This window comes from Pandoraea terrigena (assembly GCF_902459705.1).
GTDB classification, from domain to species: Bacteria; Pseudomonadota; Gammaproteobacteria; order Burkholderiales; family Burkholderiaceae; genus Pandoraea; species Pandoraea terrigena.
The window spans coordinates 625,502-652,099 of the sequence record NZ_CABPRU010000001.1 but is presented as its reverse complement, the minus strand read 5'-3'; the positions used below and the strand labels follow the sequence as shown (position 1 = coordinate 652,099).

The window sequence follows — 26,598 nt, the reverse complement described above, 5'->3', positions numbered from 1 at the left end:
GAACACGCCACATTATGCCAAAAATGGCCCGGCGCCCGGCAACCGCGCGGGCAGCCCCGCCCAGCGCAAGGCGCACGCACCGGCCGCACGCTCCCTTGGCGGTCTCGCCGTCTATGCGTGGTCTACTCGTGGCCGATCAGGCGCGCCTCGGCGGCGGCCAGCCGGTCGGGCAACCCGCGCAGCACCACGATGTCCTCGGCCATCAGCCGCGTCTCGGATACCGGCTCCACGCCGCGAATGCCATGCCGGCGAATGGCCGTGACCGTCACACCAAGCTTGTCGAGCCGAAGCTCGCCCAGGGTGTGCCCGACCGCGTCCGCATGCAGAGGGAGCGGAACCGATTGCAGACGAACCTGCTCGCGCTCGGCGTCGTCGTCCTCGTCGTCCAGGCCATGGAAGTAGCCGCGCAGCAGGCTGTAGCGTTCGTTACGCGCCTGCGCGACCCGGCGCAGCACGCGGCGCATCGGCACGCCCATGAGCACTAGCGCATGCGATGCCAGCATCAGGCTGCCCTCCACGATCTCGGGCACGACTTCGGTCGCGCCGGCGGCAATCAGTTCGTCCATATGCGTGTCGTCGACCGTGCGCACGACTACTGGCAAGGTTGGCTCCAACGCCTGCACCTGCGCCAGCACCTTCAGCGCGGCCGGAGTGCTGTCGTAGGTCACCACGATGCCAGCGGCGCGGTGAATCCCCGCCGCGATCAGCGCTTCGCGCCGGGCCGCATCGCCAAAGACGACTGTCTCGCCGGAGCTGGCCGCCTCCATCACCCGATCGGGGTCGAGATCGAGCGCCACATAGCCAATGCCCTCCTGCTCAAGCATGCGCGCCAGGTTCTGGCCGCATCGGCCGTAGCCGCAGATGATGACGTGGCCCGACGTCTTGATGCTCTGCGTGGCAATCCGGGTCATCTGCAACGACTGCATCATCCATTCGTTGGCGACGAAGCGCAGCGCGATACGGTCGGCATTGATGATGAGAAACGGCGCGCACAGCATCGAGAGCAGCATGCCCGCGAGCACAGCTTGCGAAAGCGACGGGTCGAGCAGGTGCCGGCCGATCACCAGATTGAGCAGCACGAAGCCGAATTCGCCCGCCTGCGCGAGACCCAGGCCCGTGCGAATCGCCGTGCCCGGCGAGCTGCCGAACAGGCGCGCGAGCCCCGCGATGAGCGTGAACTTGACGACCAGCGGGCCGACGAAGAACAGCAGCACCAGCAGTGGCTGCTGCATCACGATGGTCGGATCGAGCAACATGCCGGTCGTGATGAAGAACAGTCCCAGCAGCACGTCGCGAAATGGCTTGATGTCGTCCTCCACCTGATGGCGGAACGGCGTCTCTGCGATCAGCATGCCGGCGATGAAGGCGCCGAGCGCCATCGACAGGCCAAGGTGCTCCGTGATATAGGCCAGCCCGAGCGTGAGCAGCAGCAGGTTGAGCATGAACAGCTCTTGCGAGCGCCGCGCCGCCACGATGTGGAACCAGCGTCCGACCAGTTTTTGACCGATCCAAAGCAACAGCGCAAGCGCGCCCGTGATCTTGAGCGCCGCCAGCGACAGCGCCAGCATCAGCGCCTTCGGGTTGCCGCCCAGCGCCGAGATCACAATCAGCAACGGCACGACCGCCAGATCCTGGAACAGCAACACCCCCATGATGTTGCGGCCGTGCTCCGTCTCGAGTTCGAGCCGCTCCGCGAGCATCTTCGTGACGATGGCCGTCGAGGACATGGCCAGCGCGCCGCCCAGGGCCACCGAGGCCTGCCACGAGAACGACCAGAACAGGTTGACGAGCGCCCCCAGTCCCACCGCCACGAGCAACGTTCCCATGACCTGGGACACACCCAGCCCCAGCACCACGCGACGCATGCTCTTGAGCTTGGGGAGCGAAAATTCGATGCCGATGGAGAACATCAGGAAAACGACGCCGAACTCCGCGAGGTACTGCACGCGTTGCGTATCGGCAGCCAGCGCGATGGCGTGCGGGCCGATCACGATGCCCACGCTCAGATAGCCGAGCATCGGCGGCAGATGGAGCATGCGGAACAGCACCACCCCGACGCAGGCGGCAAACAGCAGGACAAGAGTGAGTTCGAGCGGTGATGCCATCGGCTAAGGTCGGTTTCCTGAGTGAATCTGAAGGTAAGGGGTCTGAAGAATCACGGTGATTGCCATGCAAGTGCCGTGCCAGATGACCTCCGCGGGCGGGGTTCTACGAGGCGCGGGGCCGCTTTCTGAGCGACTCCGATCTGCGCAGGCCCAAGCCTGGCGCGGCTGTCCTCGGCGCAGCGTGCGTTTTGATATACTCCGCGCATGATAGCGAAAATCAATCCAGGCCGGGCACTCGAGGTCGCCCGGGAGGTGTTGCGCACGGAAGCCGACGCCATCGAACGCGTCTCCGCGCACCTCGACGACAGCTTCTTCGAAGCGATCTCGCTGCTGCTCGCCTGTCGCGGGCGCGTGGTCGTCACCGGAATGGGCAAGTCGGGCCACATCGGCCGTAAACTGGCCGCCACGTTCGCCAGCACCGGCACGCCCGCCTTCTTCGTTCACCCCGCCGAAGCCAGCCACGGCGACCTGGGCATGATCACGACCGACGATGTCGTCGTCGCGCTGTCCAACTCGGGCGAGACGGGCGAACTCGTCAGCATTCTCCCGATGATAAAGCGCATCGGCGCAAAGCTCATCGCCATGACCGGCAACGCCGCTTCCAGCCTGGGCCGCCTGTCCGACGTGCACCTCGATGCGCACGTCGACAAGGAAGCCTGCCCGCTGGGCCTCGCCCCGACGGCCAGCACCACGGCGGCCCTCGCCCTGGGCGATGCGCTTGCCGTCACGCTGCTCGACGCGCGCGGCTTCGGCGCCGAGGACTTCGCCCGCTCGCATCCGGGCGGCGCGCTCGGCCGACGCCTGCTCACGTTCGTAAGCGATGTCATGCGCACTGGCGAGCGCGTGCCGCGGGTGCGCGCCGACGCCAGCCTGTCCGACGCGCTGCTGGAGATGACCGCCAAAGGCCTGGGCATGACGGCCATCGTCGATGCCGACGATCACGTCGTGGGCATCTTTACGGATGGCGACCTGCGCCGCCTGTTCAAGCGCACGCTCGATTTCACCACGCTCACGCTGGCCGACGTCATGAAGGCCGGCCCGCGCAGCATCGGCCCCGATCAACTCGCCGCCGAAGCCGCCGAACTGATGGAACGTTTCGGCATCACGCAATTGCTCGTGACCGAGAATGAGCGCCTCGTCGGTGCGCTGAACGTGCACGACCTGTTCGCCGCCAAGGTCGTGTGAGCCGCTTGCCCATGAATCAGCCCAGCATCGCCCAGCCCACCCATTCCACCCCGAATGACACGACCGCCGCCGCGGCGCGCGCCGCGCGCCTGCGTGTCATGGTGTTCGATGTCGACGGGGTGCTTACCGACGGCGGCCTGCGCTACGGCCCGGCCGGCGAAGTCATCAAGACTTTCGATTCGCTCGACGGCCACGGCCTGAAGCTGCTCGCCGAAGTCGGCATCGTCACGGCCATCATCACCGGCCGTCAGTCCGAGATCGTCGCCAGGCGCGCGGCCGATCTTCGCGTCGCTCACGTTTATCAAGGCGTACAGGACAAGCGCGCCGCCTTCGAAGACCTGTGCGCCAAGGTGTCCGTGACGGCCGAAGTGTGTGGACATATCGGCGACGACTGGCCCGATCTGCCAATCCTCAGCCGCGTCGGCTTCGCGGCCTGCCCGGCCAATGCCCATATCGAAGTGAAGGCGCGCAGCCACTGGATTGCCGCCACGCGTGGTGGCGAAGGCGCCGTGCGCGAGCTGTGCGACTTTATCCTGCGCGCTCAGGGACGTTACGACGCCCTGCTCGCCGAAGCCCTCGCCTGACGCGTCCCGGGAGCCGATCACTCATGGCCACGCAACGCGTCTCGCCCGCATCCCTGATCGCCATCGTCGTGCTCGCTGGCCTGGCCGCCGGCACGTACTGGCTCGTGCAACGCACGCTGCCGTCGGATGCCGATCGCGCGCCGTACGTGAAGCAGCACATCCCGGACTACTTTGCCGATGACATGGTGATCTCCACGTTGTCGGCGACCGGCCTCACGCAATATCGCGTCAACGCCGTGCACATGACGCATTACGAGGACGACCAGACCACGGCCATGACCATGCCCGCCGTGCGCGCGTTTACGCCGGATCAACCGGAAGTGACGGCCACGGGCAAGCGCGGCACGCTCAATGCCGACATGTCGGTCGTCGATTTGTACGACAACGCGGTCGTGACGCGTCAGGCCGGACCGCGCGATCCGCAGATGCGCGCGCTGTCCGAGCACTTCCAGGTCCTCATGAATGACGACATCGTGCGCACGGAATTGCCGGTCCAGCTTTTCCGCGGTTCGTCCGTGATGTACGGCGACGGCATGATTTTCAATAACATCTCACGCGCCGTACAATTGCTCGGCAATGTGCACGGCACGATCCAGCCGGCGGAACTGGGCGGCAATCGCCCGGCACCGGCCACCGCGCCGAGCGCGCCACCCCAGACCAAACCGGGCCCCAAGACCCCATGACCGATCGCCGCCAACCGCGCCCCGTTTCCCTGTCGCTGCGTGCCCTTCGCGCACTGGCTACCGCCGTCGCCGTGCTCGGCGCCCTCGCGTCGCCGCTCGCCCATGCCGAACGCGCCGACCGCGACAAGCCGCTCAACATCGAGTCGGATCACATGAGCTACGACGACCTCAAGCAGGTCAACATCTTCACCGGTAACGTGACGATGACCAAGGGGACGATTCTCCTCAAGGCCGATCGCGTCGAGGTGACGCAGGATCCGGAGGGCTATCAGTACGCCACGGCCTACTACAAGCCGGGTGGCCCGCTCGCCTACATGCGCCAGAAGCGAGACGGCCTGGACGAATACATCGACGGCTGGGGCCAGACGATCTACTACAACGGCAAGACGGAAGTCGCCACGCTCACCACGCAGGCGACGCTCAAGCGCCTGGCCGGCGGCACGAAGGTGCTCGACGAGATTCACGGCAGCGTGATTACGTACGACACATACAACGAGGTCTACACCGCCAACAGCGGGGCCGATCAGGTCAACGCCAACAATCCGAACGGCCGCGTGCGTGCCACGCTTGCCCCGCGCAATGCCACTGGCGCGAACCAGGCGAGCGCGGGCGGCACGAGCAAGCCGGCAGCGGCGCCCAAGGGCGACCTGCCGCCGCTGTCGCCGTCCAAAAGCATTGGGAATCCGCGTGAGTAATCCTGTGAACAGCAACACATCGACGATCCATCAGGGCGCCGACCCGTCGGGCAAGCCGAGTGCGCTCGTCGTGCGCTCGCTCAAGAAGCAATATGGTGCCCGTACGGTCGTCAAGGACGTCTCGCTCGACGTGAAGAGCGGCGAAGTCGTGGGACTGCTCGGTCCGAACGGCGCGGGCAAGACGACATCGTTCTACATGATCGTGGGCCTCGTGCCCGCCGACGACGGCGAAATCAAGCTCGACGGCAACGTGATCAGCGAGTTGCCGATTCACGAGCGCGCTCGCATGGGGGTCTCGTATCTGCCGCAGGAAGCGTCCGTCTTCCGCAAACTCACGGTCGAGGACAACATCCGCGCCGTGCTCGAATTGCAGCTCGACGCGCAGGGCAAGCCGCTCAAGCGCGACGAAATCGAACGCCGCATCGAAGCGCTGCTTGACGAGTTGCAGGTGAGCCATCTGCGCGAGAACCCGGCGATGTCGCTCTCAGGCGGCGAGCGCCGCCGCGTGGAAATCGCCCGTGCGCTGGCCACGCAACCGCGCTTCATTTTGCTTGACGAACCGTTTGCGGGCGTCGATCCGATCGCCGTGCTGGAAATCCAGCGAATCGTGCGCTTTCTGAAAGATCGTGGCATCGGTGTCCTGATTACCGACCACAACGTACGCGAGACGCTGGGCATCTGCGATCACGCCTACATCATCAGCGAAGGGTCGGTGCTCGCCGCCGGCACGCCCGACCAGATCGTGGCCGACGAAAGCGTCCGGCGCGTGTATCTGGGCGAGAATTTCCGGATGTAAAGCAAATTTTTCGCATGTAAACCCTGCCTCCGATAGGAGGCCGGGCCGGTTCCGCTGGCGTAACAAAGCCTCTACAATGAAGGCGAGACACGCTATGAAACCGACTCTTCAACTCCGCACCTCGCAGCACCTGACCCTCACGCCGCAGTTACAGCAATCCATCCGGTTGCTGCAACTGTCGACGCTCGAACTCCAGCAGGAAGTCGAGCACGCCCTCACGCAGAACCCGATGCTCGAACGCGAGGACGATTGGCTCGCCGGCACGATCCGTGTGGGCACGGATGGGTCGCTGCGCAATGAGCGAAGTGCATCGAGCAGCAGCCCCGGCGACGCGCCGGAATCGGCCAATGGCCGCGACGACGCTCGCGAACTCGACGGCGAGACCCGCTTCGACGACAACGCGCAGGACAGCGGCAACGACTGGAGCCTGAACGATTTCGCCCGCTCGGGCAGTGCGTCGGACGACGACGACAATGGGCGGCCGCAACTGCACGTCGACCATCCCAATCTTCGCGAACACCTGTTGACCCAGTTGCGCCTGACCAAGGCCAGCCCGCGCGATCGCGCGCTGGTGGGGTTCCTGATCGAATCGCTCGACGAAGACGGCTATCTCGGCAGCATGCTCGATGAAATTCAGGCGGAAATGCCCGAAGAGCTGGCGCTCGAGACGGAAGAGATCAATGCCGCACTTGCGCTGCTGCAAAGCTTCGATCCGGCCGGCGTGGGAGCTCGCAGCCCTTCAGAATGCCTGCGTCTGCAACTCCAGCGACTGCCCGCGAGCAGCGTTCGAACACTCTCGCTGCGCATCGTCTCCGATCATCTGGAACTGCTCGCCGCGCGCGATTACACCCGCTTGCGCCGCCTGCTGGGGGTGAGCGAAGACGCCTTGCGCGCCGCGCATCAACTGATTCGTTCGCTCGACCCGTTCCCGGGGGCCGCCTACGGCACGCCGCAGGCCGATTACGTCATCCCCGACGTGCTCGTGCGCAGGCAGGGCGGCGGCTGGACCGCCGAACTCAATCCCGAAGTCATGCCGCGCCTGCGCATCAACGAAATGTATGCGCGCATCCTTCGCAACAACCGCACCGCGCCGGGAACCGGCAACCTGCAACAGCAGCTCCAGGAAGCGCGCTGGCTCATCAAGAACATCCAGCAGCGCTTCGACACGATCCTGCGGGTGTCGCAGGCGATCGTGGAGCGCCAGAAGAACTTCTTCACGCACGGCGAAATCGGCATGCGGCCCTTGGTTTTACGCGAGATTGCTGATACGCTGGGTTTACATGAATCCACGATTTCACGCGTGACTACCAGTAAGTACATGCTCACTCCGTTTGGAACCTTCGAGCTGAAGTACTTCTTTGGTTCACACGTGGCCACGGAAGCCGGGGGCGCGGCATCATCGACCGCCATCCGCGCACTCATCAAGCAACTCATAGGAGCCGAAGATCCGCAGAGCCCCCTTTCCGACAGCCGTATCGCGGAGCTGCTGGCAGAGCAAGGGTTCGTGGTAGCGCGACGCACCGTCGCGAAATACCGCGAAGCCATGCGAATTCCCGCAGTGAACTTGCGCAAATCTTTGTAGGACGGTCCTGGTGTGCCATCTTGGCTCGCTGGGGCATTACGCCGCAGTGCGACATTGCGTCACGACAATGGCTCGCACTCCCGCTAGCCAGCGTTGCTCATGACGCGGCCTGCACTTCGGCATTTCAGCAAGGAGAGCAGCTATGAATCTGAAGATCAGTGGACATCATCTCGAACTCACGCCTTCGCTGCGCGAATTCGTGGTCAACAAGCTCGAACGCGTGTTGCGCCATTTCGACCAGCTCATCGGTGCCGAGGTGATCCTATCTGTCGACAAGACCAAGGAGAAGACCGGACGCCAGATCGCGAGCGTCACCGTGTATCTCAAGGGCAAGGAGATTTTCGTCGAGAAGTGTGACGAGAATATGTATGCCGCCATCGACAAGCTGATCGACATGCTCGACCGCAAGGTTATGCAATACAAGGACAAGGTTCAGGATCATGGCCGCGAGGCCCTCAAGCACCAGGAACCTCCCGAAGCGGAACCGCTGCAATGAGTCTGCCCGGGCATGGTAGCCGCACCGACTGACACTGGCGCCAATTCGCGCGGAACCACACGAGCGCATCGACGTCTGTCGTAAGTCTGGCATCACCCACCGCGGGGCCGTTGAACGGCCCCTTTTGTATGCTCCCGCGCATCGCCGGGAGCATGGCGGCGGGTGGTCTATAATGCGAGGTCAATCGGGGGCTGGAGGGCGGCCAAGCGTTCGCCCGCATTACAAGATGAACCGTTTAGTCAAACTCTTACCTGCGTCCAACATCCTGCTTGGACTGTCTGTCACCAGCAAGAAGCGCGTCTTCGAGCAAGCCGGACTTCTCTTCGAGAACAATGCCGGCCTGTCGCGCGCGCTTGTCACCGACAATCTGTTCGCACGCGAGCGTCTTGGCTCGACCGGACTGGGAGAAGGCGTGGCCATTCCGCACGGGCGCATCAAGGGCCTCAAGCATCCGATGGCGGCCTTCGTGCGGCTGGACGATCCGATTCCGTTCGAGGCCCCCGACGCGCAGCCGGTATCCCTGTTGTTCTTCCTGTTGGTACCGGAGCAGGCAACGCAGCAGCATCTCGAGATTTTGTCCGAGATTGCGCAGTTGCTCTCGGATCGCTCGATGCGCGAGACATTGACCACCGCACCGAGCGCCGACGATATTCACGCCGCGCTCGCGAACTGGCAACCCTGAGCCAGCGCAAGCGCGGGTACCCCGGCAGCCGGGTATGCGCCGCGACGCTGGACGAACCCCGTAGCTCCCAACCCCAACCGAACGAGGCGACGCGGTGGAACTGACCGGCATCAACGCGCAAAGCATTTTCGACGACAACGCCGCCACGCTGCGTTTGTCGTGGCTGACGGGCCACGAGGGGTGGGAGCGCGGCTTCACGCCCGAGAGCGTGGCGACGGCCACCTCCAGCGCCGACCTCGTGGGTCACTTGAACCTGATTCACCCGAACCGGATCCAGGTCCTCGGTGAGGCCGAGCTGCGCTACTACCAGCGCCTGACGGACGAAAACCGCAAGCGCCACATGGGCGAAGTCATCGCGCTCGAGCCGCCATTCCTCGTGGTCGCGGACGGTCTCGAAGCCCCGCCCGACCTGGTGCTGCGCTGCACCCGCTCCTCCACGCCGCTGTTCACCACGCCGATGTCGACGGCAGCCGTCATCGACAGTCTGCGCATGTACATTTCGCGCGTGTTCGCCCCGCGATGCACGATGCACGGCGTATTTCTCGACATTCTGGGCATGGGGGTGCTGCTCACTGGCGATTCTGGCCTCGGCAAGAGCGAACTCGGCCTGGAACTGATCAGCCGCGGCCACGGACTGGTGGCGGACGACGCCGTCGATTTCGTGCGCCTCGGGCCGGATTTCGTCGAAGGCCGCTGCCCACCGCTGCTGCAAAACCTGCTGGAAGTGCGCGGCCTGGGGTTGCTCGACATCAAGACGATCTTTGGTGAGACGGCCGTGCGCCGGAAGATGAAGCTCAAGCTGATCGTTCAGTTGGTGCGCCGCCCCGACGGAGAATTCCAGCGGCTGCCGCTCGAAGCGCAGACGGTGGACGTGCTGGGCCTTCCGATCAACAAGGTGATTCTGCAAGTGGCAGCCGGGCGAAACCTCGCCGTGCTGGTCGAAGCCGCCGTGCGCAATACGATCCTTCAACTGCGCGGCATCGACACCCTCAAGGACTTCATGGAACGCCAGCGCCAGGCCATGCAGGACCCGGACGGCATGCAGAACCGGCTGCTCTGAGCCCCGGGCGGCAAAAAAACACCGGGTGAATGCCGCGGGTTTACCGAAATTTTTGCGTCTTTCTGTCAACGCCACGCGATTGCGGCGCGTTTTCTTTCATGTTGTAATCGCCACGCGGCCCAACCCCGTGCGTGTCGACCTTATGGAGAGACGATCATGAAAAAAGCACTTGCTGCATTGCTTCTGGTATCCCCGCTGCTCGCATCGCCCGTGTTTGCCCAGACGGCCGCCCCGGCACCCAAGACCGCCAATTCCCAGCAGAGCAAGATGGGGGCCTGCAATGCGCAAGCCGGCAGCAAGAAGGGCGACGAGCGCAAGGCCTTCATGAAGGAATGCCTGTCGAGCAAACCCGCCGCCAAGCCGACCCAGCAGGAAAAGATGAAGACCTGTAATGCCCAGGCCGGCAGCAAGAAGGGCGACGAACGCAAGGCCTTCATGAAGGAATGCCTGTCGAACAAGGCAGCGCCCTGAGAACTTTCCCGCGCCGACGTTCTGGCGCTTAGCCGATGGAATGCCAGTACGCTTACCCAACGGCGCCCCTTGCGGGCGCCGTTGTCGTTTGTCGCGCATCCTTTTTCGTAAATGAAGCAATAACTCACGGAACATTCGTGTTTTTGGCGGCTCGACACCCATACGACACAATCGCTTACCATGATCGTTGTATCCGGGGAATCTCATGAAGATCGTACTGATTACCGGCGTTTCGGGTTCCGGCAAGTCGCTCGCCCTGAACGTCCTCGAGGATGCGGGTTACTACTGCGTCGACAATCTGCCGTCGCGCTTTCTGCCTGAACTCGCTGAATATCTCGAGACGCAGAACTACACGCGTCTCGCGGTCGCCATCGACGCGCGCAGCGGCGGCTCGCTCGCCGACCTGCCGCCGATCATCGGCGGTCTGCGCCGCTTCGGTCATGACGTACGTACGCTGTTCCTCAACGCCACCACGCAGACGCTGGTACAGAGATTCTCGGAGACGCGCCGCCGCCACCCCCTTTCCGTGGGGGGCGACGATACCGTCTCGGTGAATGGCTCGCTCGTCGAGGCCATCGAGAAAGAGCGCGAAATGCTGAACAGCGTGGCCGAACTCGGCCACCAGATCGACACCAGCAATTTGCGCGCGAGTGCGCTGCGCCGCTGGATCCGCGAGTTCGTCCAGCACGATCACGCCGGACTCACGCTGATGTTCGAGTCCTTCGGCTTCAAACACGGCGTGCCACTCGACGCCGACCTCGTCTTCGACGTGCGCTCGCTGCCCAATCCGTATTACGACGCGCTACTGCGTCCGCTGACCGGCCGCGATCAACCGGTGATTGACTTCCTGTCGGCCATCCCCGAAGTCGACGAGATGATCAACGACATTGGCGCCTATCTGCAGAAGTGGCTGCCGAGCTATATGCGCGACAACCGCAGCTATCTGACGGTGGCGATCGGCTGCACAGGTGGCCAGCATCGCTCCGTGTTCATCGCCGAAACGTTAGGCCAGCGCTTTCGCACCAAAGCCAGCGTGCTGGTGCGCCATCGCGAACTCGCCCCGGTCGAGTCGACAAGCTGAATCAAGCCGACGCGTTCAGGTCGGCAAGGATAGTTGGCCGTCGCTCAGCGATCCGATGGACAAGGCGTCGGCAATCTTGCGGATCGGCGACGGCAGGCCGGCAGCGGCAACGCCCGCGGCGTCCAGCCACGCGTGGCGAGCGCCGTTCGACGGCGACGCAGATTCCAGCATCACCCGCCACGGCCGCAAGTGCAGCCGGAAATGCGTGAAGACGTGCGTGAGTCCATGCAGCGGTTCGAGCGAGCGCACCCTGCCCTCGCCCGCACCGAGCGTGGCCGCATGGGCGCTCAGACGCGCGCGCAGCGACGTATCGTCCGCGTCACGCGCGTCGGTCGGCGGCGTCAGCTCCGGCAGGCTCCACAAGCCGCCCCAGATGCCGCTGTCCGGGCGTCGCTCGAACAACACGCGCTCTCCCGCGTAAATCACCAGTACATCGACATAACGTTCCGGCTGCGCCTTCTTGGGTCTGGACGTCGGCAAGGTACGCTCGCGCCCCGTCGCATGCGCGATGCAATCACTGTCGAACGGGCACTCGCCGCAACGCGGCTTGCCCCGACCGCACAGGGTTGCGCCCAGATCCATCATCCCCTGGGTGTAGGCCGGCAAGTCGCGCTGGGGCAGCAAGGATTCGGCCAGCGTCCACATGTCCCGCTCGATCTTCGGGGCGCCCGGAAATCCCTCGATGCCGAACACCCGCGCGAGCACCCGCTTGACGTTGCCATCGAGAATCGCGGCGTGCGCATCGTAGGCGAACGCGGCAATCGCCGCGGCCGTCGAACGACCAATGCCCGGTAGCGAGGCCAGCGCCTCGGGGTCTGCCGGGAAGCGGCCGCCGTGCTCGGCGACCACGACTTGCGCGCAGCGATGCAGATTGCGCGCCCGCGAGTAGTAGCCCAGGCCGCTCCAGAGGGCCATCACGTCGTCCTGCGCGGCGCTCGCCAGCGCGGCGACGTCGGGGAAGCGCTCGAGAAACCGCGCGTAGTACGGAATCACGGTCGCGACCTGCGTCTGCTGCAACATGATCTCGGAGAGCCAGATCCGGTAAGCGTCACGCGTGTTCTGCCATGGCAGGTCGTGACGGCCGTGCTCGGCCTGCCAGGCAATCAGACGCTCGGCAAAAGTGCCCGCCAGCGAGCCGGCCGTGGAGTCGTTCGGGGAATCGTTCATATCGTTTTCTTGAGGGGCATCGTAGACGACAGCAGACCAGGCGCTGCGATGCCAAATCGCCGTTCGGCCACGCGGACTGTCATCGCCGCATGCGTTATTTCTGACAATGCGGGCAGAAGAACGTGGAGCGCTGCCCTTGCACGATCTGCCGGATGGGGGTGCCGCACACGCGACACGGTTGCCCGGCACGATCGTAGACGAAATACTCCTGCTGGAAATAGCCTCGATTGCCGTCGCTGCCGACGAAGTCGCGCAATGTGCTGCCGCCCTTCTCGATCGCCGCGGCAAGCACGTCCTTGATCGCCTGAGCGAGCTTTTCCGCGCGCGGCCGAGACAGTTTGCCCGCTGGCAGGCGCGGCGCGATGCCGGCGCGGAACAGGCTCTCGGACGCATAGATATTGCCCACGCCAACCACGATGTTGCCCGCAAGCAGCGCCTGCTTGATGGCGACGGTTCGCCCGCGGGTGCCTGCGTAAAGCCATTGGCCGTCGAAGTCGTCCGTCAGCGGCTCGACACCGAGACTGGCGAGCAGCGGATGCGTCAGCACGTCGCCCGCCGAGCGCGGATGGAACAGCACCGCGCCGAAGCGGCGCGGATCGCGATAGCGCAGCGCACATCGTTCGAACACCAGATCGATGTGGTCGTGCACGCCGGCGGTGGGCAGCGCCTGCGGTTCGGGCAGGACGCGCAATGTGCCGGTCATGCCCAGGTGCACCAGCAGCCAGCCGGGGGCATATTCCAGCAGCAGGTACTTGCCGCGACGGGTCACGCCGACGAGCGTTTCGCCGCGCAGGAGCGTGTCGAGGCCATCGGGCACCGGCCAGCGCAACGAGGCGTTGCGCACGTCGATACGCGCGACGCGCGCGCCCGCCACGTGCGGCGCAATCCCGCGGCGGGTGACTTCGACTTCTGGGAGTTCAGGCATGCCTGCGAACGTTTGCTGAGGATTTAGACTCTATTGTATCGGGCGCGCTACAATCGCTCGAAACCTGTCGTGGATCCCTATGCCGAACACCCGATTCCAGCCCATCCTCCCCGCTGCCGACACGGCGCTCACCGTGGCACCCGTGGTTTTGCGCCTGCGCGGCGCCCTGGCACGCGGGGCCTGGGCCGGTGCAACGGCGCTTGGCGTGACCTGCGCCAGCGCCATCATGGCATTCCTGCCATCGTCGAACGCGTTCGCACAGCCCTCACCGGCGGTGCAGGCGGCCCCCGCAAGCGCGCCCGCGGTAGCAAGCGGCGCCGTCGCGGAGGGCGGCGGCGAGGCCGTACCGTCCAACGAAAACATCCCGCGCGAAAAACTTCCGAATGTCGCACTCACCAGCGAAATCGTATTCGAAGTGATGGCCGCCGAGTTGAGCCTGCAGCAAGGCAACCTCGCGCCGGCCTTCAATACCTATGTCGCCCTGGCCAATCGCACGAAGGACCCTCGCATGGCCCGCCGTGCGGTCGAGATCGCACTCGGCGCCCGCCAGCTCGGGGACGCGCTCATTGCCGCCCGGCTGTGGCACGAACTTGATCCGACCTGGCGTCCTGCATCGCAGTTGCTTGCCAGCCTCGACGTCGGCACCGGCCACCTGGCCGAAGCCGAGCCGTTGCTCGTCGGCGAGTTGAACAAGGTGCCGGAGGCGCGTCGCGGACAGGCCATTCTCGAACTGCAGCAGATGATCGCACGTAGTCCGGAGCGCGCCACGGGTATCGAGTCGCTCAAGCGAATGCTGGCGAACGACATGCAACGACCCGAGGCGCAACTGGCCATCGCCCGGTCGCAACTCGATGCCGGCGACACCGCCGGCGCCCGTGCATCGCTCGAAAAGGCGCTCAGTCTCAAACCCGATTACGAAGCCGCCGCATTGCTCTACGGCCAGATGGGGCCGGAAGAGCGCAGCAGTGCCATTGCCGGATTGAAGACGTTCCTCGATCGCAATCCGAACGCCAAGGAAGCACGCTTCGCGTACGCCAAGCTCTTGCTGGCCGACAACCAGCTCGATGCGGCGCAGAAGCAGTTCGAGACGCTGGAGAAGCGTTACCCGCACGAACTTTCAACGCTCATGGCGCTCGCGCTGCTCAACCTGCACGCCAAACATCCGGCGCAGGCAGAACAGTACCTGCAGAAGTACGCGTCGGAAGCCGAGCAGCAGAACGCCGACGGCGCGCAGGCCTATGTCTATCTCGCGCAGATCGCGCAGGATCGCAAGGATTACCCCGCCGCCGACAAGTGGCTCGCGAAGATTCGCGAAGACAGCAACGCCTATCTGCCCGCGCAGATCGGCCGCGCGCAGTTGCTCGCCGATCAGGGCAAGGTCGATGAAGGTCGCGCGCTGCTGCACGGCATCAAGTCGAGCGATCCACGTGAACAACTCGCGCTCAAGCGCGCCGAGTCGGACCTGCTCGTCAAGGCAAAGCGCTATGCCGAGGCGGAAAAACTACTCGCCGCAGAGGTCAAGACGCATTCCGACGATCCGGACCTGCTGTATCAGTACGGCATGGTCGCCGAGCTGAACAAGCACTATGAGGTCATGGAAAAGGCCATGCGTCGTGTCATGGCATCGCAGCCCGAAAACGCGCAGGCCTATAACGCGCTTGGCTACTCGCTGACCGTGCGCAACACGCGTCTGCCGGAAGCGCTCAAGTTGCTACAGAAGGCGTCGTCGCTCGCGCCGGAAGATCCGTACATCATGGACAGCCTGGGCTGGGTGAAGTATCGCCTCGGCGATAGAACGCAGGCGCTCGAACTGCTTCGTCGCGCCTACGGCATTCAGGCGCAGGCCGAGATCGGGGCGCATCTGGGTGAGGTGCTGTGGGAATCGGGCCAGCAGGACGAGGCGCGCAAGACCTGGCGTGAAGCCCTCAAGCTCGACGGCGACGACGACACGCTGCGCGCGACGATGAAGCGCTACAACGTGACGCCGTAATGCAGATGATGTCTCGGTTTCCGTGGGCGGTGTCGCGTTCGGTTCGCGCCGCGGCGCTGGCGCTGGCCTGCACGGCTGGCGGCTTGGTCGCGGGTTGCGCGAGCCTCGCTCCACCCGCGCCTGTCACGTCGGCAGTCGGTGCCAGCGTGGAACACTATCGTGGCCGCTTCTCCGTGCGTTACGAGCAGAACGGCGAGACGCGCAATACCTACGGTAATTTCGATTGGCAGCAGAACGGCGACGACGCGACCGTCCAATTGCTCAACCCCCTCGGACAAACCCAGGCAATCGTGCGCGAGAATCCGCGTCTTGCATCGCTCGAATTGCCCGGCAAGGCGCCGTTGAGCGGTCCGCGTCTCGAGGATGTCATGCACGATGCCCTGGGCTTCGCGCTGCCAGTGGGCGGTCTGCGCTACTGGTTGCGCATGCAAGGCGCCCCGGGGTCGCAGGCGAATATCGAGCGCGACCCCGTGACACAGCGCCCCACGCAGTTGAAGCAGGACGGGTGGACGATCGACTACCAGGCCTTTTTCGACGGCGCGCCGCTGCGAGTCAAGCGCATCGACCTGTCGCGTGATCTCGGCGGATCGCCCCTGGCCGTGCGGCTCGTGATCGACGAATAACGCCGAGCGACGCCGCCTTCGCACCCCGAGCATCGTGTATTTGGCGCCGTTATCGCACGGATGGCACCCGCGCAGAGACGAGCGCCCGCGCCGCGACGGTGCTATGCTTGGCGCCGCCCGATCCGGCGTGCGTCGAATCCCACGCGCGCCTTGCGCGAAGGGCGATCCCCAAAGGGTCGAATTGCGCGGGGGGAAATCTTCCGCACCTCGAGACGCCATCGCTGCGACATTGCCGCAACGGCGTTCGCCAGCTATCGTTTTGCATCGCTATGTACGAAATCCTGCGTGACTGCCCGGCTCCGGCCAAGCTGAACCTGTTCCTGCACATCGTGGGACGCCGGCCGAACGGCTATCACGAGCTGCAGACCGTCTTCCAACTGATCGACTGGGCCGATACGCTGCATTTCGGGCGTCGCGACGACGGCCGCATCGTGCACACGAACCCGTTGCCGGGCGTGCCGCCGGAGACGGATCTGACAGTGCGGGCGGCCCGTCTCCTGCAGGCGCATTGCGGCGTTCGCTTCGGCGTGGAGATTGCCATCGAGAAACGGCTGCCCGCCGGTGGCGGTATCGGCGGGGGCAGCTCCGACGCCGCAACGACGCTGCTCGCGCTCAATCGCATGTGGCAGCTCGATCTGCCGCGCGCAGAACTCCAGGCGCTCGCCCTGACGCTCGGCGCCGACGTGCCGTTTTTCGTCTTCGGCCGCAATGCGTTTGCCGAGGGACTGGGCGAGGAATTGCACGCCGTGGATTTGCCGCAACGCCACTTCCTCGTGGTCAATCCGCGCGTACACGTCGCGACCGACAAAATATTTCGCGACCCCCTGTTGACAAGGGATTCGAAGATCGTCACAATGGCGTTCTTTCTTGAGCACGCCGACAAAAACGTGTTAGGAACGGATGAAATTTTCCGTAACGACATGCAAGCGGCGGTCACTCGAGAATACGCGGAAGTCGCTGCAGTGATTGACTGGTTCAGAACCTTCACCACTGCACGTATGACAGGGTCCGGCGCCAGTGTGTTTGCGGCATTCGACACAAAGGCAGATGCGGAAGCTGCATACCAGCGATTGCCAGAGCACTGGCTGGGTCAAGTGACTTCCAGCCTGGCCGAACACCCGTTGTTCGCCTTCGCGTGAAGTGTTTTACTTTGTTGCGTTCTCTACGACGCGGCAAGGGCATCGGTTAGTGTAGGGGAGTCGCCAAGTTGGTTAAGGCACCGGATTTTGATTCCGGCATACGAGGGTTCGAGTCCTTCCTCCCCTGCCAATTTCTCTGTCGTGCAGTCTCAGCATCCAAACGTTCCGCAGGTAGCCAGATGAGTAGTGATAACCTAATGGTATTCACCGGGAACGCCAATCCCGCCCTGGCCCAAGCGGTCGTCGACACTCTTGGCATCCCCCTCGGCAAGGCCATGGCGAGCCGGTTCTCGGACGGTGAGATCCAGGTCGAAATCCAGGAAAACGTGCGCGGCAAGGACGTCTTCGTCCTCCAGTCGACGTGCGCGCCAACCAACGACAACCTGATGGAACTGATGATCATGGTCGATGCGCTCAAGCGCGCGTCTGCCGGCCGGATCACCGCCGCCATCCCATATTTCGGCTATGCCCGTCAGGATCGCCGCCCCCGTTCGGCGCGCGTGGCGATCTCGGCGAAGGTCGTGGCCAACATGCTGCAAATCGCGGGCGTCGAGCGCATCATCACGATGGACCTGCACGCCGACCAGATCCAGGGTTTCTTCGATATCCCGGTCGACAATATCTACGCATCGCCGCTGCTGCTGGCCGACGTGCGCGCGCAGAACCATGAAAACCTGCTGGTGGTGTCGCCGGACATTGGCGGCGTGGTGCGTGCGCGGGCCCTGGCAAAGCAACTGCATTGCGACCTGGCCATCATCGACAAGCGTCGTCCGAAGGCCAACGTGGCGGAAGTGATGAACATCATCGGTGAAGTCGAAGGCCGCACCTGCGTCATCATGGACGATATGGTCGACACGGCCGGCACGCTGTGCAAAGCCGCACAAGTGTTGAAGGCGCGTGGCGCGCAGAAGGTCTATGCGTATTGCACGCACCCGGTGCTTTCGGGCGGTGCGGCGGCGCGCATCAACGTGTCGGAACTCGACGAAGTGGTCGTGACGGACACGATCCCGCTGCGTGACGACTGCAAGGGCGGAAAGATTCGCCAGTTGAGCTGCTCCAATCTGCTCGCCGAGACATTCTCGCGTATCCGTCGTGGCGACTCGGTGATGTCGCTGTTCGCCGAATAAGCGTTCGGTAAAATTTTGCGACGGCGCCGGTGTGGCGCCGTTGTTGTGTCGGCGGGGAGCATCTCCCCGCCTTTGTCATTCCTGAAGCCGATGTTTTTTTGCACGGCATTCGGGAAGTTTTCGCTGCCTGGTCGCGGGCAGTCCAAGGAGTTGTTATGAAAGTCGTCGCTTTTGAGCGTAATCTGCAAGGTACGGGTGCGAGCCGCCGCCTGCGCAATGCCGGTAAGACCACGGGCATCGTGTACGGTGGAAACGTTGATCCGAAGATGATCGAACTCGATCACAACGCGCTGTGGCACGCCCTGCGCAAGGAAGCGTTCCACGCGTCGATCCTCGAGCTGGAAGTGGCCGGCACGACCGAACAAGTGCTGCTGCGCGATGTGCAGTACCACCCGTTCAAGCAACTGGTGCTGCACGTGGATTTCCAACGTGTCGATCCGAACAAGCCGATCCACGTGAAGGTCCCCCTGCACTTCCTGGGCGCTGATAACGCCCCGGCCGTGAAGCTCGCTTCGAACGTGATCAGCCACACCGTGAACGAACTGGACGTGAGCTGCCTGCCGGGCAAGCTGCCGGAATTCCTGGAAGTCGACCTGTCGACGCTGGAAGCTGGCAAGACGGTGCACGCGAAGGACGTCAAGCTGCCCGCCGGCGTGGCGCTCACGCTGCACGTCGAGCAAGAAAACCCGGTGGTCGCGCAAGCTGTCCAACCGGCAGGTGCGGCGGCTGACGAAGCGGCTGCCCCGGCTGCCGAAGGCGCAACGCCGGCCGCCTAAGGCCCGCGCGTTAGCCTTCAGCGGCGACGCTGGACGCAAGACCCGCCGCGACATCATGTCCGGCGGGTTTTTTTATGGCGGCGCGCATGCCGATACGGTGCGCGCCCAGATCGTGATACCGAAATGATCAAGCTGATCGTAGGGCTCGGCAATCCGGGCGCCGAATACACAGCGACGCGTCACAACGCCGGCTTCTGGTTCGTCGACGCCCTGGCGCAGCAATGCGGGGCGTCGCTCACGAGCCAGAAGAACTTCCACGGCTTTGCGGCACGCACGCGCCTTGCCGGGCACGAAGTCTGGCTGCTCGAGCCGCAGACCTTCATGAACCGCTCGGGGCAGTCGGTCGTGGCGCTCGCACGCTTCTACAAGATCCTGCCGGATGAAATCCTCGTCGTGCACGACGAACTCGATCTGCTGCCCGGCACCGTGAAACTCAAACGTGGCGGCGGCAGCGGCGGTCACAACGGTCTGAAGGATATTGCCGCGCATCTGACGACGCCCGAGTTCTGGCGTTTGCGCCTGGGCATCGGCCACCCGCGCACGCTCCAGCCGACGGGCAGCCAGCAGCAGGTCGTGGACTTCGTGCTCAAGCCGCCGCGCAAGGAAGAGCAGGCGCAGATCGACGACGCGATGTCGCGCTCGCTCGACATCGTCGATCAGGTCGTCAAAGGCGAGATGGAAAAGGCGATGATGCGTCTGCACGCCACGCCAGGAAAGTAAGCGACGTCGCGCCCCGCGCAATACGCGGCCGGCGCGCCGCTCAGACGGTCTTCGCCGCTTGCAGGTGGGTGTACTTCTCGAGCAGTTGCTCAGGCGTCTCGACGTACTCAGGGTTCAGGGGAATGCACTCCACCGGACACACCTGCACACACTGCGGTTCATCGAAGTGCCCCACACACTCGGTGCACTTGTTCGGATCGATCTCGTAGATCTCGACCCCCATCGAAATCGCGTCGTTCGGGCACTCCGGCTCGCACACGTCGCAATTGATGCATTCATCGGTAATCATCAAGGCCATACGGCACCTCCAGCCGTATCGGAACGCCGGCCAGCCGCAAGGACCGGACCGGCGTGCACGATACTCATCCGTTCGTCGGCAGGCTACCGACTTTCGTCATCAGCCATTTTTCGACGGAAGGAAACACAAACTTGCTGACGTCGCCGCCCAGCTGTGCGATCTCGCGCACGATCGTGCCCGAGATGAACTGGTACTGGTCGGACGGCGTCATGAACATCGTTTCCACATCGGGTAACAGATAGCGGTTCATCCCGGCCATCTGGAACTCGTACTCGAAGTCGGACACGGCACGCAGACCACGCACGATCACGCGGGCCTGGTGCTTGCGCACGAAGTCCTTGAGCAGCCCGGAAAACCCTTCCACGCTGACGTTCGGATAATGACCCAGCACTTCACGTGCGATGTCGATGCGCTCTTCCAGCGTGAAGAACGGCTTCTTGTTGCGGCTGTCCGCCACGCCGACGACGAGCGTGTCGAAGATCCCGGCCGCACGGCGGACCAGATCTTCGTGTCCTCGGGTCAACGGGTCGAACGTCCCCGGATAAATCGCCACTACCATGCCAACGTCTCCTCGCGGCTGGGGACCCATGCTACGTACTTGTTCATTGTGGTCTCTAGGTTTTCTGAATCGATTCAAGCAAATGATAATGCACGGCCCCGGCTTTCGCCCGGCGCGCGCACACGAGGCCGAGCGCCGCCAGCGCCTCGTCCTCCAGCGCGATGTCCGATTCGGCGTAGATCACCCCGCCAGGGGCGAGCAGACGGGCGGCAGGCGCCAGCAAGTCGTTCAACCAGCCACTCGCAAACGGCGGATCGAGAAACACCACATCGAAAGCCCCAGGTGAGAGTGTGGTTATCAGGCGTCTGGCATCGGCCTGCACGATCTCGATCTGGCTGGCCCCGAGCTTGGCCTGATTGGCTCTCAGTTGCCGAACGGCCCGCGCGGCGTGCTCGACCATCAGCACCCTGGCGGCGCCACGCGACGCGGCCTCGAATCCGAGCGCACCGCTGCCCGCGAACGCATCAAGGCATTGCATGCCGCCGAGATCCTGACCGAGCCAATTGAAGAGCGTCTCCCGCACACGGTCGGGTGTGGGCCGCAGGCCGTCGCCCGGCGGCACCGGCAGCGGCGTGCGCTTCCACTGACCGCCAATGATGCGCACCTGCTGCGGCGCGCCACGCGCCACATTTCCAGGACCCGACTTCATGGCGTTCCCCGCGGCACAGCCTTGCCGGATACACCGTCGCCGATGCAAAAATGAGTTTGCGCGCGCAGCTGCGCACGCCAGGCATCCAAATTCATGACAATTCACGCTACATTGTTGAGGCGAAACATACCACATCGCCCGCGAGACCTGCCCCATCGAGGCATACGATGACGCCACGAGAGTGCACCTCAAACGCGGTAATGCGTCGATCCCGACCGGCCGGTGTTCGTCTCGGCGCAGGTGCCGTACGTAACGACGACGCGCCCGGCTGCCAGGCAGGAGACAACAGGAGACCGCCCGATTCGCCATGACCGAAGCCGCCATCGAGGTAACTGAGCTGTGCAAGGCCTATGACGGCCGTCCCGTGGTCGATCACCTCTCACTGCGCGTCGCGCCGGGTGAGTGTTTCGGCTTGCTGGGGCCCAACGGGGCCGGCAAGACCACCACGCTGCGCATGTTGCTGGGCCTGGTCACGCCCGACAGCGGTGACATTCGGCTCGGTGGCCTGCCCGTCCCGAGACAGGCGCCGCAAGCGCGACGCCGCGTCGGTGTCGTGCCGCAATTCGACAACCTCGACCCCGACTTCACCGTGCGCGAGAACCTCGCGGTCTTCGGGCGCTATTTCGGACTCTCCTCCGCCGACATCCGGGAACGCGTGCCAGCCCTGCTCGCGTTCGCGCGACTGGAGTCCAGGGCGGATGCCCGCGTCGGCCAGCTCTCGGGCGGCATGAAACGACGCCTCACGCTTGCCCGCGCCCTCATCAACAATCCCGACGTGCTGCTACTTGACGAGCCCACCACGGGCCTCGACCCGCAAGCACGGCATCTGATCTGGGAACGGCTCAAGTCACTGATGAACGAGGGCAAGACGATTCTGCTGACGACACACTTCATGGAAGAAGCCGAACGCCTGTGTCATCGCCTGTGCGTGATCGACGCCGGCCGCAAAATCGCCGAGGGCACGCCGCCCGAACTCGTCGCCCGTGAAATCGGCTGCGACGTCGTGGAGGTATTCGGCGACGTGCCGCAAGCGCTGCTCGCTCGACTGGCCCCGTTGACCGAGCGCATCGAGACGAGCGGCGAGACCCACTTCTGCTACATGCGTGACGCCGGTCCGGTTGTCGCCGCACTGCAAGATCAGCCCGGTGTTCGCTATCTGCATCGGCGTGCCAACCTGGAGGACGTCTTCCTCAAGCTGACCGGACGGGAGATGCGAGATGAATGAGCGCGATCGTCGCACCGCCGACATGCCCGACCCACCCCGCATGCCCGACAGTACCGCCTTGTCGACGACGCGATCGCGTCGCACCGACGCCCCCCATGGACCGCGTCCCGACGCACCTCGCTATCTCCCCGGCATCTCGGCGTGGATGGGCGTCTGGCGACGCAATTTCCTCGTCTGGCGCAAGCTCGCCATCGCGTCGTTGTTCGGCAATCTGGCCGACCCGATGATCTACCTCTTCGGGCTGGGGTTCGGCCTGGGCATGATGGTCGGCGAGGTCGACGGCACCTCGTACATCGCATTCCTCGCCGCGGGCACCGTCGGCTCCAGCGTGATGTTCTCCGCGAGCTTCGAGTCGATGTACTCGGGCTTCTCGCGCATGCATGTTCAGCGCACGTGGGAAGCCCTCATGCACACGCCGCTCACCCTGGGCGACGTAGTGCTTGGTGAAGTCGTCTGGGCGGCCAGCAAGTCTGTGCTCTCAGGCCTCGCCATCCTGCTGGTGGCCAGCGTGCTTGGCTACGCGCGCATCGACAGCCTGCCGATCGTACTGCCGGTGATCCTGCTCGCGGGACTCGCCTTTGCGAGTCTGGCCATGGTGACGACGGCGTTAGCGCCAAGCTATGACTTCTTCATGTTCTACCAGACGCTGGTGATGACACCGATGCTGCTGCTCTCGGGCGTGTTCTTCCCCTTGGCGCAACTGCCGGCGGCCGCCCGTCACGTGACGGAGTGGCTACCCCTGGCCCACGCCGTGGCCTTGATTCGTCCGGCCATGCTCGGACGCCCCATTGACCTGCCCTGGCTGCACGCGGGCGCGCTCGCGGTCTACGCGGTCGCCGGGTTCGCCGTGGCACTTGTGCTGCTGCGCAGGCGCATCCTTCGGTAACGCTACGCCGGCCGCCACTGTCCGCACAACGAAGACAAGGAAAAACGGCACCGGAAAACACCGGTGCCGTCTGTCGGATGGCGTTCGTCGCACACGGTCACGCGACGATGCGGCCATACGACGATGCGACGATCACTTCCCTTGCGTGGCGACCGCCGGCTTGTCGTTGGGTGCCGCCGCGCCCCTGCTTGCCGTGCCGAACACGCCGCTCGGGCCCACGACCACGGTGACGAGCCGGTCCGGCGTCACGTGACGTGCGAAGGCCTCCTTCACCTGCGCGGCCGTCACGGCTTCGACGTTGCGAGTCCACGTGTCGAGGTAGTCCAGCGGCAGGTGATAGAAGCCGATCGCGGCCACGTTCGCCAGCAGCTTGCGGTTACTGTCCAGTCGCAGCGGGAAGCCATTGGTCAGGTTGGCCTTGGCAGCCTGCATCTCCGCGTCGGTCGGCCCATCCTGCACGAATCCGGAGAGCGTGTCGCGCACGACCTTGAGCGCTTCCGGCGCCTGCTCGCGACGCGTCTGCAAACTGATCTCGAAGGGCCCTTGCTGCAACTGCGGCATGAAACCACTCGACACACCGTACGTCAGGCCACGCTTCTCGCGCACTTCCGCCGTCAAGCGAGACACGAAGCCACCGCCACCCAGGACGTAGTTCCCAACGAGCAACGGAAAGTAATCGGGATCGCTGCGCGCCAACGACGCCTGTCCTGTCACGATATGCGCCTGTTCGGCCGGGTGCGGCAGATCGATCTGCACGGCGCTGCGCAACGACGCCACCGGAGGCATCGCCGGAGGTGCCACCCCCGCCGGCATGGCATCGATCAGCGTGGCCACGAGTTTCTCGGCCTGCGCACGATCGATATCGCCGACGATCGTGACGACCGCCCGCTTCGGGCTGTACATGTCGCGGTAGAAGCGCACCAGATCGTCGCGCTTCACGGCGCTCACACTGGCCACCGTCGGGCTGACGCCATACGGATGGCTGCCATAGATCGCGCGGCGAAACGCCTTCTCGGCAATCGCTTCGGGCTTCGTATCGGATTCGGCAATCGCCGACGACAGACGCGCCGCTTCGCGCTTGAGCACCGCCTCGGGGAACGTGGGGTGTTGAAGAAACTGCGCCATCGTACCGACCGCGGCATCGCGCTCGGTCGCCGAAGACAAGGTGCGCAGGGTGACGGTCGCCGCATCGCGTCCGGCGCTTGTCGCTTCCATCGCGCCCACATCCGCAAACCGATCGGCGATCTGCGCCTCGGTCAGCGCGGGACGCCCCGCTGCCGCGGTCGCGCCCGCGTCAAGCAAGCCCGCCGTGAGCATCGCCAGCCCCGACTTACCGGGCGGGTCATAGCGGCTGCCGGCATCGAAATCGATGTTCAGGTCGATCATCGGGATCGAACGGCTCTCGACGAACATCACCCTGGCGCCCGACGGCGCCACCCAGCTTTGAATCGGCAGCGCAGCGCGAGCGGTCAGCGGCGTGGCGGCGACAACAACGCCCACGACGCCTACAGCAACGGCACCTGCGGCTGCCGTGAAGCCCGCGCGCGCAGGCACGGCAAACGCACGCAACAGTGCGGAAATTTTCATCATCGTGTGGCCCTCTCAGCGCATGTTCTTCAGGTCTTCCGCCCCTTGGGCGCGGCGCTTGCGTGTCGCTTCGTCGATGGGCTGCGGCACCAGCGTCGCCACGGTCAAGGATGCGTCACCGAAGTACTTGCCGGCCACCGCCTGCACTTGCGCCGGCGTGACCGCCTTCACCTTTTCGAGCATGCGATCGATCTGCCGCCACGAGATGCCCGACATTTCGTTCAGACCGATTTCCATCGCCTGCCCGAACACCGAGTCGCGCTTGTATATCTGTGAGGCAACGGCCTGCGCCTTCACGCGCCCGAGTTCCGCCGCGGTCACGCCATGCGCCGCAATGTCGGCGACCTGCGCGCGAAGCGCCTTCTCGATCTGCTCCGGCGTCTTGCCCTGTGCGGGGGTACCGTCCAGGAGGAAGAACTGCGGGCCGCGGCCCACGCCGTCGTAGTTTGCGCCGACATCGTTCGCGATGCGTTGCTCGCGCACGAGACGACTCGTCAGACGCGCATTGCCGTAGCCGTCGAGCACGGCGGCGAGCACTTGCAGTGCATAAACGTCATCATCCTTCTCGACGTCGGTCAGACGCGGTGCGCGCCACGCGAGCATCACGTGCGGATTCTCGGCCGGCGCTCTCACGAACACCCGGCGCACGCCCTGTTGCGCGGGCTCGTTCTGCGGGCGCCGCTCAGGCAACACATGTGGCTTGAGCGGGCCGTAATACGTCTCGGCGAGTTGCCGGACCTGCGCCGGATCGACGTCGCCGCTCACGACCACCACGGCATTGTTCGGCGCATACCAGCGCGCGTACCAGTCGCGCGCGTCCTGGACCGTCATGTGCTGAAGATCGTCCATCCAGCCGACGATCGGACGACGATACGGATTGGCGACGAGCGCCGAGGCCATCAATTGTTCGTAGAGCAATGCGCGCGGCTGGTCCTCCGTGCGAAGTCGGCGCTCCTCCATGACCACCTGGATCTCTTTCGCAAACTCGTCGCCGGAGAGCGTGAGATTGGCCATGCGGTCGGCCTCGAGACGCATCATCTCCGGCAGGCGCGACTTCTCCGTCTGCTCGAAGTACCCCGTGTAGTCCTTGCTGGTGAACGCATTCTCGCGGCCACCCAGCGCGGCAACCTGGCGTGAGAACTGGCCGGGCCCGACGGTCTTCGTGCCCTTGAACATCATGTGTTCGAGCGCGTGGGCCACGCCTGTCGTGCCATTGAATTCGTCGAGCGAGCCAGCGCGGTACCAGACCACATGGGCCACCGTCGGCGCCCGGTGATCTTCGCGCACGATCAACCGCAGCCCGTTCGATAGCGTGAATTCCGAAGTGTTATCCGTCGTTTTGCTGCCGGTCGTGTCGGCCGCGTGGCTCAGGCACGTCACACCGGCCAGGATGAGTCCGGCCAAGGCATGTCGCCAGCGCATGGTTCCTGTCATGGATTCCCTTTCGCCCGTCGTGGACGTCGATTCGCGTCTGATAAAATACGTCGCATTTCCCGCGTCGGAAACC

Annotated in this window: 27 protein-coding genes and 1 tRNA gene; 20 read left to right on the top strand and 8 right to left on the bottom strand. The window is 64.4% G+C overall.

Features of this window, described 5'->3' with window-relative positions:
- Positions 1-122: 122 nt before the first annotated feature.
- Positions 123-2,105 (bottom strand): monovalent cation:proton antiporter family protein, encoded by a 1,983-nt coding sequence (locus tag PTE31013_RS02975; RefSeq protein WP_150611314.1) that lies wholly within the window; start codon positions 2,103-2,105, stop codon positions 123-125.
- Between the two features lie 204 nt (positions 2,106-2,309).
- Here PTE31013_RS02975 and PTE31013_RS02970 point away from each other — a divergent pair, with 204 nt between their 5' ends.
- The 11 genes from PTE31013_RS02970 to rapZ all read left to right on the top strand — a co-directional run bounded on the left by PTE31013_RS02970 (position 2,310) and on the right by rapZ (position 11,420).
- A complete protein-coding gene (locus tag PTE31013_RS02970) occupies positions 2,310-3,290 on the top strand; it encodes a KpsF/GutQ family sugar-phosphate isomerase (RefSeq protein ID WP_150611313.1) in 981 nt (326 codons plus the stop codon).
- 11 nt (positions 3,291-3,301) lie between these two features.
- On the top strand, positions 3,302-3,874 hold the full coding sequence (locus PTE31013_RS02965; protein WP_150611312.1) for a KdsC family phosphatase: 573 nt from the start codon (positions 3,302-3,304) through the stop codon (positions 3,872-3,874).
- A 23-nt stretch (positions 3,875-3,897) separates the two neighbouring features.
- Positions 3,898-4,557: an LPS export ABC transporter periplasmic protein LptC gene (lptC, locus tag PTE31013_RS02960; protein WP_150611311.1), complete on the top strand. Its 660-nt coding sequence runs from the start codon at positions 3,898-3,900 to the stop codon at positions 4,555-4,557.
- Positions 4,554-5,252 carry a lipopolysaccharide transport periplasmic protein LptA gene (gene lptA, locus PTE31013_RS02955; RefSeq protein WP_150611310.1) on the top strand — a complete coding sequence of 233 codons (699 nt, stop codon included), beginning with the start codon at positions 4,554-4,556 and terminating at the stop codon, positions 5,250-5,252. The genes lptC and lptA overlap by 4 nt, the downstream gene beginning before the upstream one ends.
- A 25-nt stretch (positions 5,253-5,277) precedes the next feature.
- Positions 5,278-6,048 carry an LPS export ABC transporter ATP-binding protein gene (gene lptB, locus PTE31013_RS02950; RefSeq protein ID WP_150611584.1) on the top strand — a complete coding sequence of 257 codons (771 nt, stop codon included), beginning with the start codon at positions 5,278-5,280 and terminating at the stop codon, positions 6,046-6,048.
- A gap of 94 nt (positions 6,049-6,142) precedes the next feature.
- Positions 6,143-7,630, top strand: a complete 1,488-nt coding sequence (locus tag PTE31013_RS02945; protein ID WP_150611309.1) for an RNA polymerase factor sigma-54 — start codon at positions 6,143-6,145, stop codon at positions 7,628-7,630.
- A gap of 142 nt (positions 7,631-7,772) precedes the next feature.
- Positions 7,773-8,126, top strand: a complete 354-nt coding sequence (hpf, locus tag PTE31013_RS02940; RefSeq protein ID WP_017232648.1) for a ribosome hibernation-promoting factor, HPF/YfiA family — start codon at positions 7,773-7,775, stop codon at positions 8,124-8,126.
- 226 nt (positions 8,127-8,352) lie between these two features.
- The gene (gene ptsN, locus PTE31013_RS02935) at positions 8,353-8,808 is read left to right on the top strand and encodes a PTS IIA-like nitrogen regulatory protein PtsN (RefSeq protein WP_150611308.1); all 456 of its coding nucleotides are present in this window, start codon (positions 8,353-8,355) and stop codon (positions 8,806-8,808) included.
- 94 nt (positions 8,809-8,902) lie between these two features.
- Positions 8,903-9,868 carry an HPr(Ser) kinase/phosphatase gene (gene hprK, locus PTE31013_RS02930; protein WP_150588409.1) on the top strand — a complete coding sequence of 322 codons (966 nt, stop codon included), beginning with the start codon at positions 8,903-8,905 and terminating at the stop codon, positions 9,866-9,868.
- A 156-nt stretch (positions 9,869-10,024) separates the two neighbouring features.
- Positions 10,025-10,339 carry a PsiF family protein gene (locus PTE31013_RS02925; protein ID WP_150611307.1) on the top strand — a complete coding sequence of 105 codons (315 nt, stop codon included), beginning with the start codon at positions 10,025-10,027 and terminating at the stop codon, positions 10,337-10,339.
- A 205-nt stretch (positions 10,340-10,544) separates the two neighbouring features.
- On the top strand, positions 10,545-11,420 hold the full coding sequence (rapZ, locus tag PTE31013_RS02920) for an RNase adapter RapZ (RefSeq protein WP_150611306.1): 876 nt from the start codon (positions 10,545-10,547) through the stop codon (positions 11,418-11,420).
- A gap of 15 nt (positions 11,421-11,435) precedes the next feature.
- On the opposite strand, the gene mutY is transcribed toward rapZ, so the two are convergent.
- Together mutY and mutM are read right to left on the bottom strand one after the other, a co-directional pair.
- A complete protein-coding gene (gene mutY / locus PTE31013_RS02915; RefSeq protein ID WP_150611305.1) occupies positions 11,436-12,587 on the bottom strand; it encodes an A/G-specific adenine glycosylase in 1,152 nt (383 codons plus the stop codon).
- A 94-nt stretch (positions 12,588-12,681) separates the two neighbouring features.
- Positions 12,682-13,512, bottom strand: coding sequence for a bifunctional DNA-formamidopyrimidine glycosylase/DNA-(apurinic or apyrimidinic site) lyase (gene mutM, locus PTE31013_RS02910; protein ID WP_150611304.1), 831 nt, complete (start codon positions 13,510-13,512; stop codon positions 12,682-12,684).
- 79 nt (positions 13,513-13,591) lie between these two features.
- Between mutM and PTE31013_RS02905 the strand changes: the two genes are divergently transcribed.
- The 7 genes from PTE31013_RS02905 to pth all read left to right on the top strand — a co-directional run bounded on the left by PTE31013_RS02905 (position 13,592) and on the right by pth (position 19,887).
- A complete protein-coding gene (locus PTE31013_RS02905) occupies positions 13,592-15,502 on the top strand; it encodes a tetratricopeptide repeat protein (RefSeq protein ID WP_150611303.1) in 1,911 nt (636 codons plus the stop codon).
- Positions 15,502-16,125: an outer membrane lipoprotein LolB gene (locus tag PTE31013_RS02900; RefSeq protein ID WP_246173868.1), complete on the top strand. Its 624-nt coding sequence runs from the start codon at positions 15,502-15,504 to the stop codon at positions 16,123-16,125. Before PTE31013_RS02905 ends, PTE31013_RS02900 begins: the two co-directional genes overlap by 1 nt.
- Before the next feature lie 269 nt (positions 16,126-16,394).
- Positions 16,395-17,264, top strand: coding sequence for a 4-(cytidine 5'-diphospho)-2-C-methyl-D-erythritol kinase (gene ispE / locus PTE31013_RS02895; protein ID WP_150611302.1), 870 nt, complete (start codon positions 16,395-16,397; stop codon positions 17,262-17,264).
- Between the two features lie 53 nt (positions 17,265-17,317).
- Positions 17,318-17,394: transfer RNA gene (locus PTE31013_RS02890), tRNA-Gln, on the top strand.
- A 49-nt stretch (positions 17,395-17,443) separates the two neighbouring features.
- The gene (locus PTE31013_RS02885) at positions 17,444-18,391 is read left to right on the top strand and encodes a ribose-phosphate pyrophosphokinase (RefSeq protein ID WP_150611301.1); all 948 of its coding nucleotides are present in this window, start codon (positions 17,444-17,446) and stop codon (positions 18,389-18,391) included.
- Between the two features lie 155 nt (positions 18,392-18,546).
- A complete protein-coding gene (locus tag PTE31013_RS02880) occupies positions 18,547-19,167 on the top strand; it encodes a 50S ribosomal protein L25/general stress protein Ctc (protein ID WP_150611300.1) in 621 nt (206 codons plus the stop codon).
- A 123-nt stretch (positions 19,168-19,290) separates the two neighbouring features.
- Positions 19,291-19,887, top strand: a complete 597-nt coding sequence (gene pth, locus PTE31013_RS02875; protein ID WP_150611299.1) for an aminoacyl-tRNA hydrolase — start codon at positions 19,291-19,293, stop codon at positions 19,885-19,887.
- Positions 19,888-19,927: 40 nt separating this feature from the next.
- Here the strand turns inward: pth and PTE31013_RS02870 are convergent, their stop codons facing one another.
- The 3 genes from PTE31013_RS02870 to rsmD form a co-directional block, all read right to left on the bottom strand.
- Entirely contained in the window at positions 19,928-20,185 is a 258-nt protein-coding gene (locus tag PTE31013_RS02870; protein ID WP_150611298.1) for a YfhL family 4Fe-4S dicluster ferredoxin, read from the bottom strand.
- Between the two features lie 64 nt (positions 20,186-20,249).
- Complete coding sequence (coaD, locus tag PTE31013_RS02865; protein ID WP_150611297.1) at positions 20,250-20,744, bottom strand: pantetheine-phosphate adenylyltransferase; 495 nt, start codon at positions 20,742-20,744, stop codon at positions 20,250-20,252.
- A gap of 55 nt (positions 20,745-20,799) precedes the next feature.
- The gene (gene rsmD, locus PTE31013_RS02860; protein WP_150611296.1) at positions 20,800-21,393 is read right to left on the bottom strand and encodes a 16S rRNA (guanine(966)-N(2))-methyltransferase RsmD; all 594 of its coding nucleotides are present in this window, start codon (positions 21,391-21,393) and stop codon (positions 20,800-20,802) included.
- A gap of 307 nt (positions 21,394-21,700) precedes the next feature.
- On the opposite strand from rsmD, the gene nodI reads away from it, so the two are divergent.
- The gene (nodI, locus tag PTE31013_RS02855) at positions 21,701-22,618 is read left to right on the top strand and encodes a nodulation factor ABC transporter ATP-binding protein NodI (protein WP_150611295.1); all 918 of its coding nucleotides are present in this window, start codon (positions 21,701-21,703) and stop codon (positions 22,616-22,618) included.
- Positions 22,619-22,658: 40 nt separating this feature from the next.
- Positions 22,659-23,504, top strand: a complete 846-nt coding sequence (locus PTE31013_RS02850) for an ABC transporter permease (RefSeq protein ID WP_425495533.1) — start codon at positions 22,659-22,661, stop codon at positions 23,502-23,504.
- A gap of 132 nt (positions 23,505-23,636) precedes the next feature.
- Here PTE31013_RS02850 and PTE31013_RS02845 read toward each other — a convergent pair whose 3' ends face one another.
- Positions 23,637-25,094: a M16 family metallopeptidase gene (locus PTE31013_RS02845; RefSeq protein WP_150611294.1), complete on the bottom strand. Its 1,458-nt coding sequence runs from the start codon at positions 25,092-25,094 to the stop codon at positions 23,637-23,639.
- Positions 25,095-25,106: 12 nt separating this feature from the next.
- On the bottom strand, positions 25,107-26,525 hold the full coding sequence (locus tag PTE31013_RS02840) for a M16 family metallopeptidase (protein ID WP_150611293.1): 1,419 nt from the start codon (positions 26,523-26,525) through the stop codon (positions 25,107-25,109).
- Positions 26,526-26,598 lie beyond the last annotated feature (73 nt).